The organism is Mesorhizobium sp. M1A.T.Ca.IN.004.03.1.1, assembly GCF_003997555.1.
In the GTDB taxonomy this organism is placed as follows: domain Bacteria; phylum Pseudomonadota; class Alphaproteobacteria; order Rhizobiales; family Rhizobiaceae; genus Mesorhizobium.
The window spans coordinates 90,450-104,895 of record NZ_RZTV01000001.1 but is presented as its reverse complement, the minus strand read 5'-3'; the positions used below and the strand labels follow the sequence as shown (position 1 = coordinate 104,895).

The 14,446-nt window shown below is 64.8% G+C and carries 17 protein-coding genes; 8 read left to right on the top strand and 9 right to left on the bottom strand.

The features are described from left to right. Genes EOD29_RS00515 through EOD29_RS00505 form a run of 3 tightly spaced genes read left to right on the top strand, consistent with a single transcriptional unit; the run spans position 1 to position 2,797 of the window. The gene (locus EOD29_RS00515; protein ID WP_127245681.1) at positions 1-894 is read left to right on the top strand and encodes a hemin ABC transporter substrate-binding protein; all 894 of its coding nucleotides are present in this window, start codon (positions 1-3) and stop codon (positions 892-894) included. Positions 895-900: 6 nt separating this feature from the next. Continuing rightward, positions 901-2,001: an iron ABC transporter permease gene (locus tag EOD29_RS00510; protein WP_127245680.1), complete on the top strand. Its 1,101-nt coding sequence runs from the start codon at positions 901-903 to the stop codon at positions 1,999-2,001. Positions 2,002-2,008: 7 nt separating this feature from the next. Continuing rightward, the gene (locus EOD29_RS00505; RefSeq protein ID WP_127245679.1) at positions 2,009-2,797 is read left to right on the top strand and encodes a heme ABC transporter ATP-binding protein; all 789 of its coding nucleotides are present in this window, start codon (positions 2,009-2,011) and stop codon (positions 2,795-2,797) included. Here the strand turns inward: EOD29_RS00505 and rirA are convergent. Continuing rightward, the gene (gene rirA / locus EOD29_RS00500; RefSeq protein ID WP_066999863.1) at positions 2,794-3,255 is read right to left on the bottom strand and encodes an iron-responsive transcriptional regulator RirA; all 462 of its coding nucleotides are present in this window, start codon (positions 3,253-3,255) and stop codon (positions 2,794-2,796) included. The genes EOD29_RS00505 and rirA overlap by 4 nt on opposite strands. A gap of 195 nt (positions 3,256-3,450) precedes the next feature. On the opposite strand from rirA, the gene EOD29_RS00495 reads away from it, so the two are divergent. The 3 genes from EOD29_RS00495 (at position 3,451) to EOD29_RS00485 (ending at position 5,928) form a co-directional block, all read left to right on the top strand. Then, complete coding sequence (locus EOD29_RS00495; protein WP_127245678.1) at positions 3,451-4,746, top strand: DUF445 domain-containing protein; 1,296 nt, start codon at positions 3,451-3,453, stop codon at positions 4,744-4,746. A gap of 67 nt (positions 4,747-4,813) precedes the next feature. Next, the gene (phaP, locus tag EOD29_RS00490; RefSeq protein ID WP_066999869.1) at positions 4,814-5,242 is read left to right on the top strand and encodes a TIGR01841 family phasin; all 429 of its coding nucleotides are present in this window, start codon (positions 4,814-4,816) and stop codon (positions 5,240-5,242) included. 188 nt (positions 5,243-5,430) lie between these two features. After that, positions 5,431-5,928 carry a MaoC family dehydratase gene (locus EOD29_RS00485; protein ID WP_066999871.1) on the top strand — a complete coding sequence of 166 codons (498 nt, stop codon included), beginning with the start codon at positions 5,431-5,433 and terminating at the stop codon, positions 5,926-5,928. Here the strand turns inward: EOD29_RS00485 and EOD29_RS00480 are convergent. Then, the gene (locus EOD29_RS00480; protein WP_127245677.1) at positions 5,925-7,370 is read right to left on the bottom strand and encodes a PLP-dependent aminotransferase family protein; all 1,446 of its coding nucleotides are present in this window, start codon (positions 7,368-7,370) and stop codon (positions 5,925-5,927) included. The two genes, EOD29_RS00485 and EOD29_RS00480, sit on opposite strands and share 4 nt — an antisense overlap. 102 nt (positions 7,371-7,472) lie before the next feature. Here EOD29_RS00480 and EOD29_RS00475 point away from each other — a divergent pair, with 102 nt between their 5' ends. Beyond that, positions 7,473-8,336, top strand: a complete 864-nt coding sequence (locus EOD29_RS00475) for a DMT family transporter (RefSeq protein ID WP_127245676.1) — start codon at positions 7,473-7,475, stop codon at positions 8,334-8,336. Positions 8,337-8,345: 9 nt separating this feature from the next. Here EOD29_RS00475 and EOD29_RS00470 read toward each other — a convergent pair whose 3' ends face one another. The 4 genes from EOD29_RS00470 to EOD29_RS00455 form a co-directional block, all read right to left on the bottom strand. Beyond that, complete coding sequence (locus EOD29_RS00470) at positions 8,346-9,386, bottom strand: zinc-dependent alcohol dehydrogenase family protein (protein WP_127245675.1); 1,041 nt, start codon at positions 9,384-9,386, stop codon at positions 8,346-8,348. Between the two features lie 194 nt (positions 9,387-9,580). Then, positions 9,581-9,910, bottom strand: coding sequence for a DUF4262 domain-containing protein (locus EOD29_RS00465; RefSeq protein ID WP_206520443.1), 330 nt, complete (start codon positions 9,908-9,910; stop codon positions 9,581-9,583). Next, positions 9,900-10,550, bottom strand: a complete 651-nt coding sequence (gene maiA, locus EOD29_RS00460; protein ID WP_127245674.1) for a maleylacetoacetate isomerase — start codon at positions 10,548-10,550, stop codon at positions 9,900-9,902. Before maiA ends, EOD29_RS00465 begins: the two co-directional genes overlap by 11 nt. Next, the gene (locus tag EOD29_RS00455; RefSeq protein ID WP_127245673.1) at positions 10,547-11,245 is read right to left on the bottom strand and encodes a fumarylacetoacetate hydrolase family protein; all 699 of its coding nucleotides are present in this window, start codon (positions 11,243-11,245) and stop codon (positions 10,547-10,549) included. The genes maiA and EOD29_RS00455 overlap by 4 nt, the downstream gene beginning before the upstream one ends. 292 nt (positions 11,246-11,537) lie before the next feature. Here EOD29_RS00455 and EOD29_RS00450 point away from each other — a divergent pair, with 292 nt between their 5' ends. After that, entirely contained in the window at positions 11,538-12,560 is a 1,023-nt protein-coding gene (locus EOD29_RS00450) for an acyltransferase (protein ID WP_127245672.1), read from the top strand. Between the two features lie 5 nt (positions 12,561-12,565). Here EOD29_RS00450 and EOD29_RS00445 read toward each other — a convergent pair whose 3' ends face one another. The 3 genes from EOD29_RS00445 to EOD29_RS00435 form a co-directional block, all read right to left on the bottom strand. Then, positions 12,566-13,051, bottom strand: coding sequence for an SRPBCC family protein (locus EOD29_RS00445; RefSeq protein WP_127245671.1), 486 nt, complete (start codon positions 13,049-13,051; stop codon positions 12,566-12,568). Between the two features lie 125 nt (positions 13,052-13,176). Further along, a complete protein-coding gene (locus EOD29_RS00440; RefSeq protein ID WP_127245670.1) occupies positions 13,177-13,671 on the bottom strand; it encodes a GNAT family N-acetyltransferase in 495 nt (164 codons plus the stop codon). Positions 13,672-13,685: 14 nt separating this feature from the next. Beyond that, entirely contained in the window at positions 13,686-14,444 is a 759-nt protein-coding gene (locus EOD29_RS00435; RefSeq protein WP_095802013.1) for a copper homeostasis protein CutC, read from the bottom strand. Positions 14,445-14,446 lie beyond the last annotated feature (2 nt).

The window sequence follows — 14,446 nt, the reverse complement described above, 5'->3', positions numbered from 1 at the left end:
ATGCGTGTCGTTCACCGTTTCCGCTCTGGGCTTGCGCTGCTGGTCGCCGTTCTGCTTGCCGCCGCCGCTATGCCTGCCGGAGCCGATGAAGGTAGGGCCGTCTTCTCCGACACCTCGCGGATTGCCTCCATCGGCGGCTCGATCACCGAGATCGTCTATGCGCTCGGCGAGGAAGGCCACCTCGTCGCCCGTGATTCGACCAGCTCTTTCCCGCAAGCCGCGCAGAAATTGCCCGATGTGGGCTATATGCGCGCGCTGTCGCCGGAGGGCGTTCTGTCGGTCAATCCATCGGGCATTCTAGCCCTGCATGGGAGCGGCCCGAAGGAAACCGTCGACGTGTTGAAGAAATCGAGCGTGCCCTTTATCGAGGTGCCGGAGCGCTACAGCCATGAAGGCATCCTCGAAAAGATCCGCACCGTCGGGAGGGCGCTGGGGGTCGAGGCTAAGGCGGAGCAGCTCGCTGCGGAGACGGACGCGAAGCTGAAGTCGGCCGAAAAGCAGACGGCCGCGATCAAGGAGCGCAAGCGCGTGCTGTTCGTGCTGTCGATGCAGGGCGGCAAGATCCTGGCCGCGGGCAGCGATACGGCCGGCGACGGCATCATCAGGCTTGCCGGCGCCGTCAACGCGGTCGAGGGTTTTTCGGGCTACAAGCAGCTGTCCGACGAGGCGATCGTCACCGCAAGGCCGGATGTGATCCTGACCATGAAAAACGCCGGTCCGCCGATCTCGGAAGATGAGCTGTTGGCCAATCCATCGATCACCTCGACGCCCGCGGGAGCTGCTCGCAAGCTGATCAGCATGGATAGCGGCTACCTGCTGGGCTTCGGGCCGCGCACGGCCGCGGCCATCCACGACCTCGCCGTCTCGCTTTACGGCAATCAGGTCACGGACTGAGCGGTGATGGCCGAACAGTCGATTGCGGGGCCGGCGGGCAGGGTGAGGGCATCCGATGGCGACCGCTCGGCGCGGGCAAGGATCGTCATCCTGCTTTTGTCTGTCGCGCTTGCGCTGTCCATATTCCTGTCGCTGACCTCGGGCGCTTCGGACGCGTCCGCCGTTCGCGTCATCCGCGACTGGCTGACCGGAGGCGTGCCGGCCGATACGGCGCTCGCCGCGCGCGACCGGCTGATCGTCTATGACATCCGCATGCCGCGCGTGCTGCTCGGCGTGCTGATCGGCGCCGCGCTCGCCGTCTCCGGCGCGGTGATGCAAGGACTGTTCCGCAACCCGCTCGCCGATCCCGGCCTGATCGGCGTCTCGTCCGGCTCGAGCCTTGGCGCGGTGGCAATCATCGTGCTCGGCACAACCTGGCTTGCGCCTGTCACGCTCGCCCTTGGCACGCTCGGCCTGCCGCTGGCAGCCTTCCTCGGCGGCCTGGCGGTGACGCTGCTGCTCTATGCCATTGCGACGCGCCACGGCCGGACGTCAGTCGCCACGATGCTGCTCGCCGGCCTGGCGATCGCCGCCCTTGCCATGGCGCTCACCGGCATACTGGTCTTCGTGGCCGACGACAGGCAATTGCGCGACCTCACCTTCTGGCAGCTCGGCTCGCTTGGCGGCGCCACTTGGCCGAAAATCGGCACGGTCGGACCGGTGATCTTGCTGGCACTGGCGACGATGCCGTTTCTGTCGCGCGGCCTCGATGCGCTGGCGCTCGGCGAGGCGACCGCCGGCCATCTCGGCATTCCGGTCCAGCGGCTGAAATACACGGCCATCGTCGGCGTGTCGGCGGCGGTCGGTGCGTCGGTCGCCGTCAGCGGAGGCATCGGCTTCATCGGCATCGTCGTGCCGCATCTGTTGCGCCTCGCCATCGGTCCGGAAAACCGCTACCTGTTGCCGGCCTCGGCCTTGCTCGGCGCCTCGCTGCTTCTGCTTGCCGACGCGGTCGCCCGCACCATCGTCGCTCCGGCCGAACTGCCGATCGGCATCGTCACGGCAGTGGCCGGCGCGCCGTTCTTCCTGTGGATCCTGCTGCGCAAGCGCGGCGTCATTGATCTGTGAGCAGCCGATGATCGAAGCCCGGGACATCTCCGTAGCGATCGGCTCCAGGCGCATCGTCTCGCATGTCGATTTCACGGCGCGGCCGGGCGAGGTAACGGCAATCGTCGGGCCCAATGGCTCGGGCAAGACGACGCTGCTCAAGGCGCTGACGGGCGAGCTCTCCTATACCGGCACTGTCATCCTCAATGGCCGAGACCTGGTTTCCATGAAGCCGGTGGAGGCAGCGACGCATCGCGCCGTGCTGCCGCAGTCCACCACGCTGTCCTTTCCCTTCACGGTGCTAGAGATCGTTCGTCTCGGCCTGATCGGCGGGCGTTCCGGGGTGCTGCCCGGCGAGGATGCGCGCTTGCCCGAGCGGGCGCTGGCGCGTGTCGATCTCGACGGCTTTGCCTGCCGCTTCTACCAGGAGCTTTCAGGCGGCGAGCAGCAGCGCGTCCAGCTTGCCCGTGTGCTCTGCCAGGTCTGGGCGCCGGTGCTCGAGGGCAAGCCGCGCTACCTTTTCCTCGACGAGCCTGTCTCCAGCCTCGACGTCAAGCACCAACTGATCATCATGAATATTGCGCGCGATTTCGCGCGGCGCGGCGGCGGCGTGGTGGCGATCCTGCACGACCTCAATCTGACGGCCATGTATGCCGACCGGATTTTCGTGCTCTCTCGTGGCCAACTGGCTGCCGCCGGCTCACCGCAAGAGGTGCTCAATGACGAGCTGATCGAAAAGGTGTTCGACTGCCGGCTCAAGGTCGGCGCACTGCCTGCTGGAAGCGTTCCGTTCGTGTTGCCGCAATCGGCAGCTTAGGCAGCCGGGGCGCGCTGCTCCAGGAGATCGATGCCAAGCAGGTGGCGCACATTCGGGCGCGCGGCGACGAGGTCGGCGATCGTGTAGCGGGAGAGCACGGCGAAGAAGGCATTGAGCGCTTCGCGCAGTGCCGAATTCAAGGCGCAGCTGTCGACCAGCGGGCATTCGGCGGCGTCGTTCTCGAAGCACTCGGCCATGGCGAAGCTCTCTTCGGTGACGCGCACGACGTCGAACAGGCTGATCTGCTCCGCCGGGCGGCCGAGCCTGACGCCGCCATTGCGGCCGCGCACCGTCTCGACCAGGCCGGCCTCGACCAGCGGCTGCAGGATCTTGAACAAAAACAGCTCCGAAACCGAATAGGCGGTGGCGATCTCGGGGATGCGGCTCAGGCGGTCGCTGTTCGCGGCGCAATACATCAGTATGCGCATCGCATAGTTCGTCTGGCGCGTGAGCCGCATGGTATCCTCGCGAAATGAGCTTGGGCCGAATATGGCCCATAGTTTGGAACAATTCCAGACTGGACCGCTACATAGCTGAATAAACTTATCAACTTTTTGTGCGTGTCCGCCGCATCGCGCCGCAATGCGCTTTGAGCGAGCGTTTCCCCGGCGCAGGCCCTAGATAAGTCCGGGTGCAATAGGGAAGGCCTTTCCATGTCACAATCAGCTCAGGCCCTCGCGCCGGTTCGATTCGACGCCGATGCGCAGGCAAAGCTCTCGGCATTGCGGCGGACCAAGTTCGTCGCCGCCGCAGCGCTTGGCCTGTGCATCCTTGTCTTCGCGCTCGCCAAGTCTTTAGAGATCACCCATCCGTGGCTCGGCTTTGTTGCCGCGTTCGCCGAGGCGGCGATCATTGGCGGGCTGGCCGACTGGTATGCGGTCGTGGCGTTGTTCAGGCGCCCGCTCGGCCTGCCGATCCCGCACACGGCCATCATTCCTGAGAACCAGCACCGCATCGCCGACAATCTCGGCCGGTTCATCGAGGCCAATTTCCTTGCGCCGGAGCCCGTGCGGGAAAAGCTCGCCGAGGTCGACTTTGCCGCCCTCGTCGCCGACTGGCTGGCCGACGCCGAACGCGCCGCCGACCTGTCGCGATTCGTCGCCCGCCTGGTGCCGCAGACGCTGACCGCCGTGGAGCAGTCCGGGCTGCGCGACTTCGTCACCAGCCGCTTGCTGGAGCAGATCGAAAAAGTGCCGCTGGCGCCTTTAGCCGCGGAGCTGTTGTCGGCGCTCACCGACGACCGGCGCCACCAGAAACTGTTCGACGAGTTCACCAGGGTGGTCGGGCGCTTCCTGAACGACGAGAAGGCGCTGGCGACGATGCGCGAAAAGATCCGTGAGGAACTGCCGTCGCTGTTCAACCTGTTTCGCGCCGACGCCTATCTGCTCAAGAAGATTGTCGCTTCCGCCGGGTTGCTGCTGGAGGAGGTGCGGGCCGATCCCGATCATCCGGGGCGCGCCGAGTTCGACCGTTTCGTACTTCGCTTCGTCGAGCGGCTCAGGACCTCGAAGCAATATGCAAGGCGCGCCGAAAAGCTGAAGCGCGATTTCCTGGGCCGTCCGGAAGTCAGGGCTCTCGCCGGCGACACTTGGGCAAGCCTGCGCTTGTTCATCGAGCAGGACGCCAACGCGGCCAATTCGACGATTCGCGAGCACCTCGCCAACCTGTTCGTCGAGGTCGGACGACATTTGGCCGACGATGCCCAGATCAGGGCCGACATGAACCAGGGTTTTGTTGTGGCGCTCGCCTCCTTCGTCGAAAGCCAGAAGAGCGGCGTGTCGAAATTCATCGCCGATCAGGTCAAGCGCTGGGATCTGGCCCAGCTGACGCGGCTGATCGAGATCAATATCGGCAAGGACCTGCAATATATCCGCTTCAACGGCATGGTGATCGGCGGTCTGGCCGGCTTGGCACTCTATACGGCGGAGCGGCTGCTTCTCCTCAATTGACGCGGACCGGGCGCGCACTATTCTCCCCAGTGGGCGCTGTAAGAGCGGCAGATCGGGAGGCGACGACATGGCAAGACAACCGGAATCCGACTCTTTTCTGGACATCTTCAGCAGGTTCGGCCGCGACTTGAAGCTGCCGAAGGTCGACATCCAGGCGATCCTCGATCACCACCGCAGGAATCTCGAGGCTCTGGAGAAGTCGGCCCGGGCAAGCGCCGCCGGCGCGTCATCCATTCTGTCGAGACAGCACGAAATGGTGCAGGAGGCGCTCGGCGAAATTACCCGGATGGCACGCAACTACCAGCCTCCGGGCAATCCGCAGGAGTTGATGACGAAGCAGGTGGATTTCGCCAGGAAATCCTTCGAGACAACGTTGAAGAATGCCGGCGAGGTCGCCGACCTGGTTCGGAAATCCGGCACCGAATCGGTCGAAATCCTGCGCGACAGGATCAAGGACGCGATGGCGGAAATCCGGGCCGGCTACGACGGGAAGTGAGCAATCCAGGGCGCCTATTCGGGTTTTCCGGATCGGGTTCAGGCGGCTGAGCAATCGGCGCGTGCGGCTGCGCGTTCGCGGCCTGCCGTAAAACCGTCAACTCTGAGGGTGAAATCGAGGCGCCGCGAATTGACAGGAGCCGCCGGTTCATGGTCGGGAGATTGGCAGAAGCCAGCAGGAAAGCAGGAATGACGGAAAATCGGCCGAGGACGCCGCCGACCTTTGAACAGTTGCGGACAATGGCCGGCCAGGAGATCGGCGTGTCGGACTGGACGACGGTCGACCAGCAGCGCATCGACCAGTTCGCCCAATGCACGGGCGACCACCAGTGGATACATGTCGATCCGGAGCGCGCGAAGCGGCAGAGCCCGTTCCGCACTACGATCGCGCATGGCTATCTGACGCTGTCGATCATCGGCGCGCTGGCGCTGGAGATGGGCATCGTGCCGGAAAACACGCAAGCCGCCTTCAACTATGGCTTCGACAAAGTGCGCTTCCTGGCGCCGGTGAAGTCCGGCGCACGTATCCGGCTGCGCACGACGCTGCTCACCATGGAAGACCGCGGCCCCGGCCAATATCTGATGAAGGCCGCGAACACCGTCGAGATCGAGGGCGAGCAGAAGCCGGCGCTGACTGCCGAGACGCTGGTGATGATGTATGAGCGCCGCAAGCGGGCAGGCGCCTAAGCTCTGCCGCTGCCGGGCGGTGATGCGCCTTTGCGGCGGGACGCGGCCATTGCCCTTTCAAGCACCCTGAAGATGCGCTCATCGGCGCATTGGGCGACGTTGAAACGCATGAAGCGGCCGGCGGAGTGCGACAGGCTGAAGGCGTTGCCGGGCGCCAGCACGACATTATCCGCCAGCGCATGGCGGGCGACATCGGCGGCGTCGATGCCGTCGGGCAGGCGGCACCACAGGAACATGCCGGCCCCCTGGTCGATCCAGGGCATAACGTCCATTGCTTTCAGCCTGCCGGCTGTTTCGGCCATTGCGCGCGACAGGCGGGTGCGCAACTGCTCGACATGCTTGCGGTAGCTGCCGTCCTTCAGCAGAGTCAGCACCAGTTCCGAGGAGAGCCTCCCGCCGCCGAAAGTCGTGGCGATCTTGAGGTCAATCAGCCGTTCCATCCAGTCGCGGGGCGCGGCGATGAAGCCGCATCGCACCGAAGCCGACAGCGTCTTGGAGAAGGAACCGATCTGGACGACGCGGCCGAGGCCATCGAAGGCCGCCAGCCGCGGCGCCGGCGCGTGCTCGAAATCGGCGAAGATGTCATCCTCGACGATGGCGAGATCCGATTGATCGGCAAGCTTGAGCAGCCGGTGCGCTATAACCGGCGAGAGCACCGCGCCGGTTGGGTTGTGAAGCGCGGAATTGGTGATGTAGAGGCGCGGCCGGTGCTCGGCGAGCGCTTGCGCGAAGAGGTCGATATCGGGCCCCGAGAGTGTCATCGCGACACCGACCACTTTGGCGCGATGCGCGCGCAGCAGCGCATGGAAGTTGAAATAACAGGGATCGTCGACCAGCACCGCATCGCCCGGCTCGAGGAGCAAGCGGCACAATAGGTCGATCGCCTGCGTCCCGGACTCGGTGAGCATGATCTGGTCCGGCGAAGCCTCGACGCCGTGCGCCGACAGGCGGCGGGCAAGCAGCTGCCGCAGTGCCGGCAGGCCGAGCGGCGTGCCGTAGTCGGCAAGCGTCGCATCGTCGGCTCGGGCGGCGCCGCGCAGTGCTTGCCGCAACGCGGCCTGAGGCATCCAGGAAGCCGGCAGCCAGCCGCAGCCCGGTTTCAGCATATCGTCGCCTGCCTCCAGCGCTTGCCGCGAGACCCAGAGCGGGTCGACGGCGCGGTCGAGCCGCGGGCCGATCTCGGCCAGCGACAGCGGCGCAAGCGGGCCGGCAGCAAAGAAGCCGGAGCCCGGCCGCGAGCGGATCGTGCCTTCCGCCGCAAGCCGCTCATAGGCCTCGACCACGGTAGACTTCGACACCTGCATCGTGCCGGCGAAGGCGCGGATCGAAGGCAAGCGCGCGCCCGGCGTCAGGATGCGCGCGGCGATCCGCTGCCGGATTGCCGACATGACGGCTTCGACGAGCGTTCCGGCATTCGTCGCCTTCGGGTCGGGCGTGTCCATCTGTACTTCCCTGTCGACCAATACAGTTTTGCGGAATTGTACCCCATTGTCTCTGGCAATGCCATGCGCTGCGCCGGTACAGAAGCGCAAACGGAGCGGATGATGGATAAGAGTTTCAACGGCTGGCTCAACGGCTTCATCGGCGTGCTGATCTTCAGCGGCTCGCTGCCGGCGACGCGCGTGGCCGTGGTCGATTTCGACCCGACCTTCCTGACGTCGGCCCGTGCGGCGATCGCCGGTCTGCTCGGCATCGCGGTGCTGTTCCTGTTCCGCGAGAAGCGCCCGGATCGCGGCGATCTGGTCTCGCTGGTCGTCGTTGCGCTAGGCGTCGTGGTCGGCTTTCCCCTGCTGACGGCGCTGGCGCTCAAACATGTCACGGCGGCGCATTCCATCATCTTTGTCGGCCTGCTGCCGCTGGCGACGGCGATCTTCGGTGTGCTGCGCGGCGGCGACCGTCCGCGCCCGGCCTTCTGGCTGTTTTCCTGCCTGGGCAGCACGCTCGTCGCGGGTTTCGCGCTGTCGCAAGGCGTGACCGCCTCACCGGTCGGCGATGGGTTGATGCTCGCAGCCATCATCGCTTGCGGGCTGGGCTATGCGGAAGGTGCGGCGCTGTCGCGCAAGCTCGGCGGCTGGCAGGTGATCTGCTGGGCCTTGGCGCTGTCGCTGCCGGTCATGTTGGCGCTGAGCTTTGCGACCCTGCCGCCGTCTTTTGCCGCTGTCGGCTCCGGCGCATGGATCGGCCTCGCCTATGTCTCGCTGTTCAGCATGCTGATCGGCTTCGTTTTCTGGTATCGCGGCCTGGCGCAGGGCGGCATCGCCGCGGTCGGGCAATTGCAACTGCTGCAGCCCTTCTTCGGCCTGGCGCTCGCGGCGAGTCTGCTGCACGAGCAGGTCAGCCCGCTGATGGTGGTGGTCACGCTCGGCGTGGTGGCCTGCGTGTTCGGGGCGAAGAAGTTCGCCAGGTAGGGAGCCTACTCAAAACTTCGTCACCACGCCGATGCCGATGCCCTCGAAGCCGCCCATCGCCATCAATGCGGCTGGCGCCTCATCGAGGCTGATCCTTTTGCCGACCAACAGTTCGGGCTTCAGCTTGCCGGTGCGAATCATGTCCATCATGGCGGAATAGCGGTAGGCCTGCATGCCGTGGCTGCCGAGGATTTCGAGCTCGAAGGCGATGACCTTGTCCATCGGCACTTGCGGGCGGGCATGGTCGCCCAGCATCAGCCCGACCTGAACATGGCGACCGCGCCGGCGCAGATTGGCGATCGAGTTGAAGCACGTGGTTGGATGGCCGAGCGCGTCCATCGACATATGCGCGCCGCCGTTGGTGATCTGCTTGACGGCCTTGACGACATTGGGCGTGGTCGAAGCGTTGATGGTCGCGACCGCCCCGATCCTTTTCGCAAACTCCAGCTTCTCGTCGGTGAGGTCGATGGCGATGACATTGGCGCCCATGGCGCTGGCGATCATGATCGCCGAGAGACCGACACCGCCGCAGCCATGCACCGCCACCCACTCGCCGGGCGTCACCCGGCCCTGGTCGACGATGGCGCGGAAGGAGGTGACGAAGCGGCAGCCGAGGCTGGCGGCAGTGGCGAACTCCATCTCGTCCGGCAGGCGTACGAGATTGGTGTCGGCATGCTCGATGCCGACATATTCGGCGAACGAGCCCCATCCCGTGAAGCCAGGTTGGGTCTGGTGCTCGCAGACCTGATGGTTGCCGGAGTTGCATTCGAAGCAGCGGCCGCAGCCGACGGCGAAAGGCACGGTGACGCGGTCGCCGGCCTTCCAGCGGCTCACCTGCTTGCCGGCGGCGACGACGACGCCCGCCAGTTCATGGCCGGGGACATGCGGCAGCGTGATGCCGTCGTCATGACCCATCCAGCCATGCCAGTCGCTGCGGCAAAGACCGGTCGCCTCGACCTTGATGACGACGCCATCCCCCGCCGGCTTGGGGTCAGGCAAGGTCTGGATCGTGGGAGCTTCGCCGAATTTTTCGAAGACGACAGCTTTCATGGGAGTGCTTTCTATCCAGTTCAAAGGCAGTACGGTTTTGGGTAGTAGGTCCCAAGCTAAGTCGGCAATGGTGGTTGGTCGAGCAATGGTTGCCGCTCGCAAAACCACTCGCCGGCTTCGGCATCCCATGGCCAAACACCGGAGGTTGTCGGAAAGATAAGCTGCATAATCCGGAAAACGGGCCCGTCGTAAAACTATAGGTCCCAACCGAAAAGGTCGGGATGGACCGCACCGAATTGACAGTCGAAGCCACCTCCCAGGAAACCCGGCGCCCGCTCTCCAACGTTGAACCTCTCGCCGCTGCGCACTCGTCGGCAATACTCGTTGCTGATGGTCTGCGAAAGCTCCGGCTTGAGCCCGATGACGACCAGCTCAGGGGCTTTGAAATTGTACTCTATCCCCACCGAGTAAGCGAATGGCGGGTGCTCGTCGTCCTCCAGCACGTAGAGGATATGACAGCCATACTCCTCGATATCGGCGAGCGTCTTAGCCTCGTCGGGATCCCTTGCTTCCCTATTCGGCATCGATCTGGTTCTGCGGCGCAGCCTTCTGAAACGCCGGCAGCGCCATGCAGGCGGCGTGGATGCGCGAGATCACCGGATAGGCCGCCATGTCGACGCCGAAGCGGGCATTGTTGGTGACCTGCGCGGCGAGGCAGATATCGGCGAGCCCCGGTGTATCGCCATGGCAGAACCTGCCGGTCTCGGGCGAGGCGGCCAGAATCTTTTCAAGCGGCTGGAAACCTTCATTCACCCAATGCCGGAACCAGTTGACGACATCCTCGTCGCCGGCGCCGAACAAGGTGCGCAGCGAGGTGACCACGCGCAGATTGTTCACCGGATGGATGTCGCAGGCGATCATCTGCGCCAGCATCCGGACCCTGGCGCGTCCCAGCGCATCCTTGGGCAACAACGGCGGCTCGGGCTCGATCTCGTCGAGATATTCGATGATCGCCAGCGACTGGGTTAAAAGCGTTCCGTCGTCGAGCACCAGCGCCGGCACCAACCCTTGCGGATTGACCGCGAGATAGGCGGGCTCGAGATGCTCGCCATGGCGCAGATGGTGGGGCACATAGGTGTAGGCACGCCCCTTCATCTCCAGCGCGATCCGCACCCGGTATGAGGTGGAGGATCGATAATAGTTATGGAGGACGAGGTCGCTCATCGCCTCGGCTGCCCGATGGTGACCTCGACGGCGCCGATGCCGTCGACGCCACCAGTGATCTTGTCGCCCGCCTGAACCGCGCCAACGCCGGCCGGCGTGCCGGTGAAGATCAGGTCGCCGGGCTGGAGCTCGACCGACTCGCTGCAGATCGAGACGACATCGGCGACGGGCCAGATCAGCTCGGCGAGGTCGCCGTCCTGTTTTACGTCACCGTTTACAGCGAGCCAGATGCGACCCGTTTCGGGATGGCCAGACCTTGCGACCGGAAGCAGCGGGCCGCAAGGCGCGGAGAAGTCGAAGGCCTTCGACCAGTCCCAGGGGCGGGCCGCTTTCTTTGCCTGGTCCTGCAGGTCGCGGCGAGTGAGGTCCACGCCGACGCCATAGCCCCAGACATGCGCGAGCGCCTCGGTGCGAGGGATGCGGAAGCCGGCCTTGCCGATCGCCACGACCAGCTCGATCTCGTGGTGGAGATTGCCAGTCAGCGGCGGGTAGGGGATCTCGACGCCGCTGTCGACCACGGCGTCGGCCGGCTTGGTGAAGAAGAAGGGCGGATCGCGCTTGTCATTGCCGAGTTCTCGCGCATGCGCCGCGTAGTTGCGGCCAACGCAGAAGATGCGGCGCACGGCAAACCGTTCCGCCGAGCCGGTCACCGCGACCGAAGCGATCGCGGGCGGAGGGAGGACGAAGTCTGCCATAGGCGGTCTCTGCGTTGGAAATGAATCGATCCGCACATTCGGCCGATTTCGGCAGGCGGGCAAGGCATGAGGCCACGAAACATTGCCGACCATGGCGGGTTCACCAAGCGGCGGCAGGACCCGCCGCGGCCCCTTTTTCTTTTGTGTTCGCAATCGGTTGGCAGGAACTGCCTGTGAATTCGCTGCTTCGCACTTGCACAAGATTATCCCGCACTGCAAAATAACTGCGGCGGGGAAAACGAAGCGGTTCCAGGCACGGCTATGCCGGGACCTCGAGTTGCGAGGGACGGGCATGACCGACATCTCCGCGACGGCCGGCGTCCTGCCGCGGGCCGCAGCCGACAAGGCGGCACGGGCAAGGCTGGCCTATCTCGACGGCTGGCGCGGCCTGTCGATCGCCTTCGTGCTGATCGGCCATTTCTTTCCGATTCGCGGCATCAATCTCGGCGTGCTCGGCGTCGAGTTCTTCTTCGTGCTGAGCGGCCGGCTGATGGGGGAAATCCTGTTCGTCGAGCGCTTTCCGCTGAAGAAGTTCTTCAAGCGCCGGTTCGCCCGCGTCTATCCAGCCCTGCTGGTATTCGTGGTTGCCGTCATGATCGGGCTCTCCGGCACCTTCATTGCCTTCAAATGGAAGGCGGCGCTTACCGCGCTGACATTCACCTACAACTATGCCGGCATTCTCATCAATCGCGCGGGCGCGCTCGACCATATCTGGTCGCTTGCCATCGAGGAGCATTCTTATGTCATCCTGGCGCTGATCAGCGTGGCGGTTTCCAGGCGCGCGAATGTCGTGCGCCTGCTTGTCATGCTGTCGCTGCTCGCTATGGCCAACGGCGCTATTTCCTACTGGGTCTTCGGCATGGACTACGAAACCAGCTATTGGCGAACCGACGTGCATATCGCCTCGATCCTGCTGTCGGCGGCGATCTGCCTGCTCAAGGCCGATGGACACCTGCCGGCATTCCTCAGGAGCCGGCATCTGGCGCTGGCGGCCGCGGTCGGGGGAATCTTGCTGTTCCTCGATCCGGTGCCGACGCCCTTGCACTATCTGCTGGGCGTGCCGCTGCTGGCGCTCGCCGTCAACACGCTCGACTTCGCCGGCGGCTATCTGACCGGCCTACTGTCATCGCGGCCGATGGTGATGCTGGGGCTGTGGTCCTACTCGCTCTATCTGTGGCAGCAGCCCTTCTACAAATTCGTCCATGACCGCGACGTGGCGCCGATCCCGATGCTGGGCGCGGTCTTCGCCTGCGCCCTGGCGAGCTACTACATCGTCGAGAAACCGGCGCGCGGCTGGCTCAACCGCAATTGGTGAGGAGGTCAGGCCTTGCCGGTTTTTTGTGCGGCGAGATAGCGCCGAAGCCCGGCTTCGCCGCGAGGTGTGGTCCAGCGGTGATTCCACGCGAAAGCCGGTCTGAGCAAGGGTGCCAGGAGTTTGAGGATCGGCCTCTCCACGATGACCTGCCAGGTGAGCTTCACATGCGTTCCGCTTCCGACTGGCGACAGCTCAGCCCGCCACAGGCCGTCGAAATCGCCGAAGGTCTTCACCACCACCAGCCGGCCAGGATCGAGCTCCGCGGCCTCGATGATGAAGTTCAGCTCGTAGGGCAGGGCGCCTCGCGCCCTGGCTCTTGCCCGTGACCCGACGACGGCCTTGCCTTTCTTGTCGAGCGGCTCGACTTCCTTGTAGGCGTCGCCCCACCAGAGCGGCAGCAACTCGGCGTCGGACAGAACGTCCCACACTTCCTGCGGCGTGGCATCGGGAATGTTCCAACTCTCGTCGAAGCGGAAGACGTTGCTTGGCATGATGTCACGCCCCCGGCACGCGAAGACGATACATTAGCTGCAGCTTCTGTTTGTGGCCAGTGCGGCGGCCGCATGAGACCTTGTTTGGCTCATGGTTGAAAGCCTCTGGCTTCCAGGGCCATGCGCTAGTCGATCGGCTTGGCGTAGTAGCGCACCGACTTCCTGCCGCCGTGGATCACGGCATCGCCGACCTCGGCAAAGCCGAGCGCCGCGTGAAAGGCATCCGATGTGGGGTTCGGGGGATCGGCATTGACCTCGCAGGTTACGATCGTGTGGCATGCGCGCCTGACATGCTCGAACAGATCCTCGTAGAGACGGCGGGCATAGCCACGGCCGCGCGCTTCGGCCGCGACCACCACCCGGTCGACATAGACGAAGCGGGAGTAGCGCTCACGAAACCAGAGGAAGTTCGGGCTTTCGTAGCTGGCATCCTGATCGAAGCACATGATGAAGGCTTCGAGCGCCCCGATGCGGCGCGTGTAGAAAGCCTGCCCGATCAGGAATGACAGGCGCTCCGGCTCCAGCCAGGACAACTCGGCGGCATGCTCGTTGTTGAGAGCGAGAACGGCGGCCTCGTCGGCAGGCGAAACGCGTTCGATCGGCGAGCGATCTTTCGACATCGTCACTTCCCGCATCAGACCCTCGCGGCCGCGATCGTTGCCGCCGCCAAGTCCTGGTCGGTCACCGTGTTGCGGTACTCGCGATCGAGATCGGTGCCGCCCATGCCGACATGCGGGTTGCGGTAGCGCATGGCGCTCGGCACGTCGGCAAGCGCGGCGAAATGCATCTCGGTCAGTCCGGTTTGCCGGCGAACCTCGCCGATATTGTCGGGCGCCAGCCCGCCGCAGCCGAGGATGATGATGCGTGCGCCGGCCTGGCGAACCAAGCGCGCGAGCAGATCGACGCCCTCCAGCGCCGTGTCGCGTTGCCCGCTGGTCAGCACGCGGCCGACCTTGCAGCGGATCAGCGCTTCGAGCGCCTCGGCCGGGTCACGCGTCATGTCGAAGGCGCGGTGGCAGGTGACATTGAGGGGACCGGCGGCGCGCACCAGTTCGCTCATTCTCGCTTCATCGATTGCGCCGTCAGCGGTCAGGCAGCCGACGACGATGCCGGCCACGCCGAGATCGCGCAGCGCGCCGATATCGGCCAGCATCGATTGGTATTCCGCCTCGCTGTAGAGAAAATCGCCGCCGCGCGGGCGCACGATAACATGAAACGGGATGGTCGCACGTTCGAGGGCTACGCGCACCGTGCCGAGGCTCGGCGTAATGCCGCCTTCGACGAGGCTGGCGCAAAGCTCGACCCGGTCGGCGCCGGCGGCCTGCGCGGCAAGCAGCCCGTCAATGCCTTCGACGCAGAGTTCGATCAGGGGCCTTTGAGTGTCGGTCACCATCA

Coding starts and splice junctions, on each gene's coding strand:
- EOD29_RS00455 (WP_127245673.1), bottom strand. CDS start 11,245: ATGGCAGACTTCGTCCTCCCTCCGCCCGCGATCGCTTCGGTCGCGGTG.
- EOD29_RS00515 (WP_127245681.1), top strand. CDS start 1: ATGCGTGTCGTTCACCGTTTCCGCTCTGGGCTTGCGCTGCTGGTCGCC.
- EOD29_RS00495 (WP_127245678.1), top strand. CDS start 3,451: ATGTCACAATCAGCTCAGGCCCTCGCGCCGGTTCGATTCGACGCCGAT.
- EOD29_RS00440 (WP_127245670.1), bottom strand. CDS start 13,671: ATGTCGAAAGATCGCTCGCCGATCGAACGCGTTTCGCCTGCCGACGAG.
- phaP (WP_066999869.1), top strand. CDS start 4,814: ATGGCAAGACAACCGGAATCCGACTCTTTTCTGGACATCTTCAGCAGG.
- EOD29_RS00470 (WP_127245675.1), bottom strand. CDS start 9,386: ATGAAAGCTGTCGTCTTCGAAAAATTCGGCGAAGCTCCCACGATCCAG.
- EOD29_RS00510 (WP_127245680.1), top strand. CDS start 901: ATGGCCGAACAGTCGATTGCGGGGCCGGCGGGCAGGGTGAGGGCATCC.
- EOD29_RS00450 (WP_127245672.1), top strand. CDS start 11,538: ATGACCGACATCTCCGCGACGGCCGGCGTCCTGCCGCGGGCCGCAGCC.
- EOD29_RS00435 (WP_095802013.1), bottom strand. CDS start 14,444: ATGGTGACCGACACTCAAAGGCCCCTGATCGAACTCTGCGTCGAAGGC.
- EOD29_RS00475 (WP_127245676.1), top strand. CDS start 7,473: ATGGATAAGAGTTTCAACGGCTGGCTCAACGGCTTCATCGGCGTGCTG.
- EOD29_RS00505 (WP_127245679.1), top strand. CDS start 2,009: ATGATCGAAGCCCGGGACATCTCCGTAGCGATCGGCTCCAGGCGCATC.
- rirA (WP_066999863.1), bottom strand. CDS start 3,255: ATGCGGCTCACGCGCCAGACGAACTATGCGATGCGCATACTGATGTAT.
- EOD29_RS00485 (WP_066999871.1), top strand. CDS start 5,431: ATGACGGAAAATCGGCCGAGGACGCCGCCGACCTTTGAACAGTTGCGG.
- EOD29_RS00445 (WP_127245671.1), bottom strand. CDS start 13,051: ATGCCAAGCAACGTCTTCCGCTTCGACGAGAGTTGGAACATTCCCGAT.
- maiA (WP_127245674.1), bottom strand. CDS start 10,550: ATGAGCGACCTCGTCCTCCATAACTATTATCGATCCTCCACCTCATAC.
- EOD29_RS00480 (WP_127245677.1), bottom strand. CDS start 7,370: ATGGACACGCCCGACCCGAAGGCGACGAATGCCGGAACGCTCGTCGAA.
- EOD29_RS00465 (WP_206520443.1), bottom strand. CDS start 9,910: ATGCCGAATAGGGAAGCAAGGGATCCCGACGAGGCTAAGACGCTCGCC.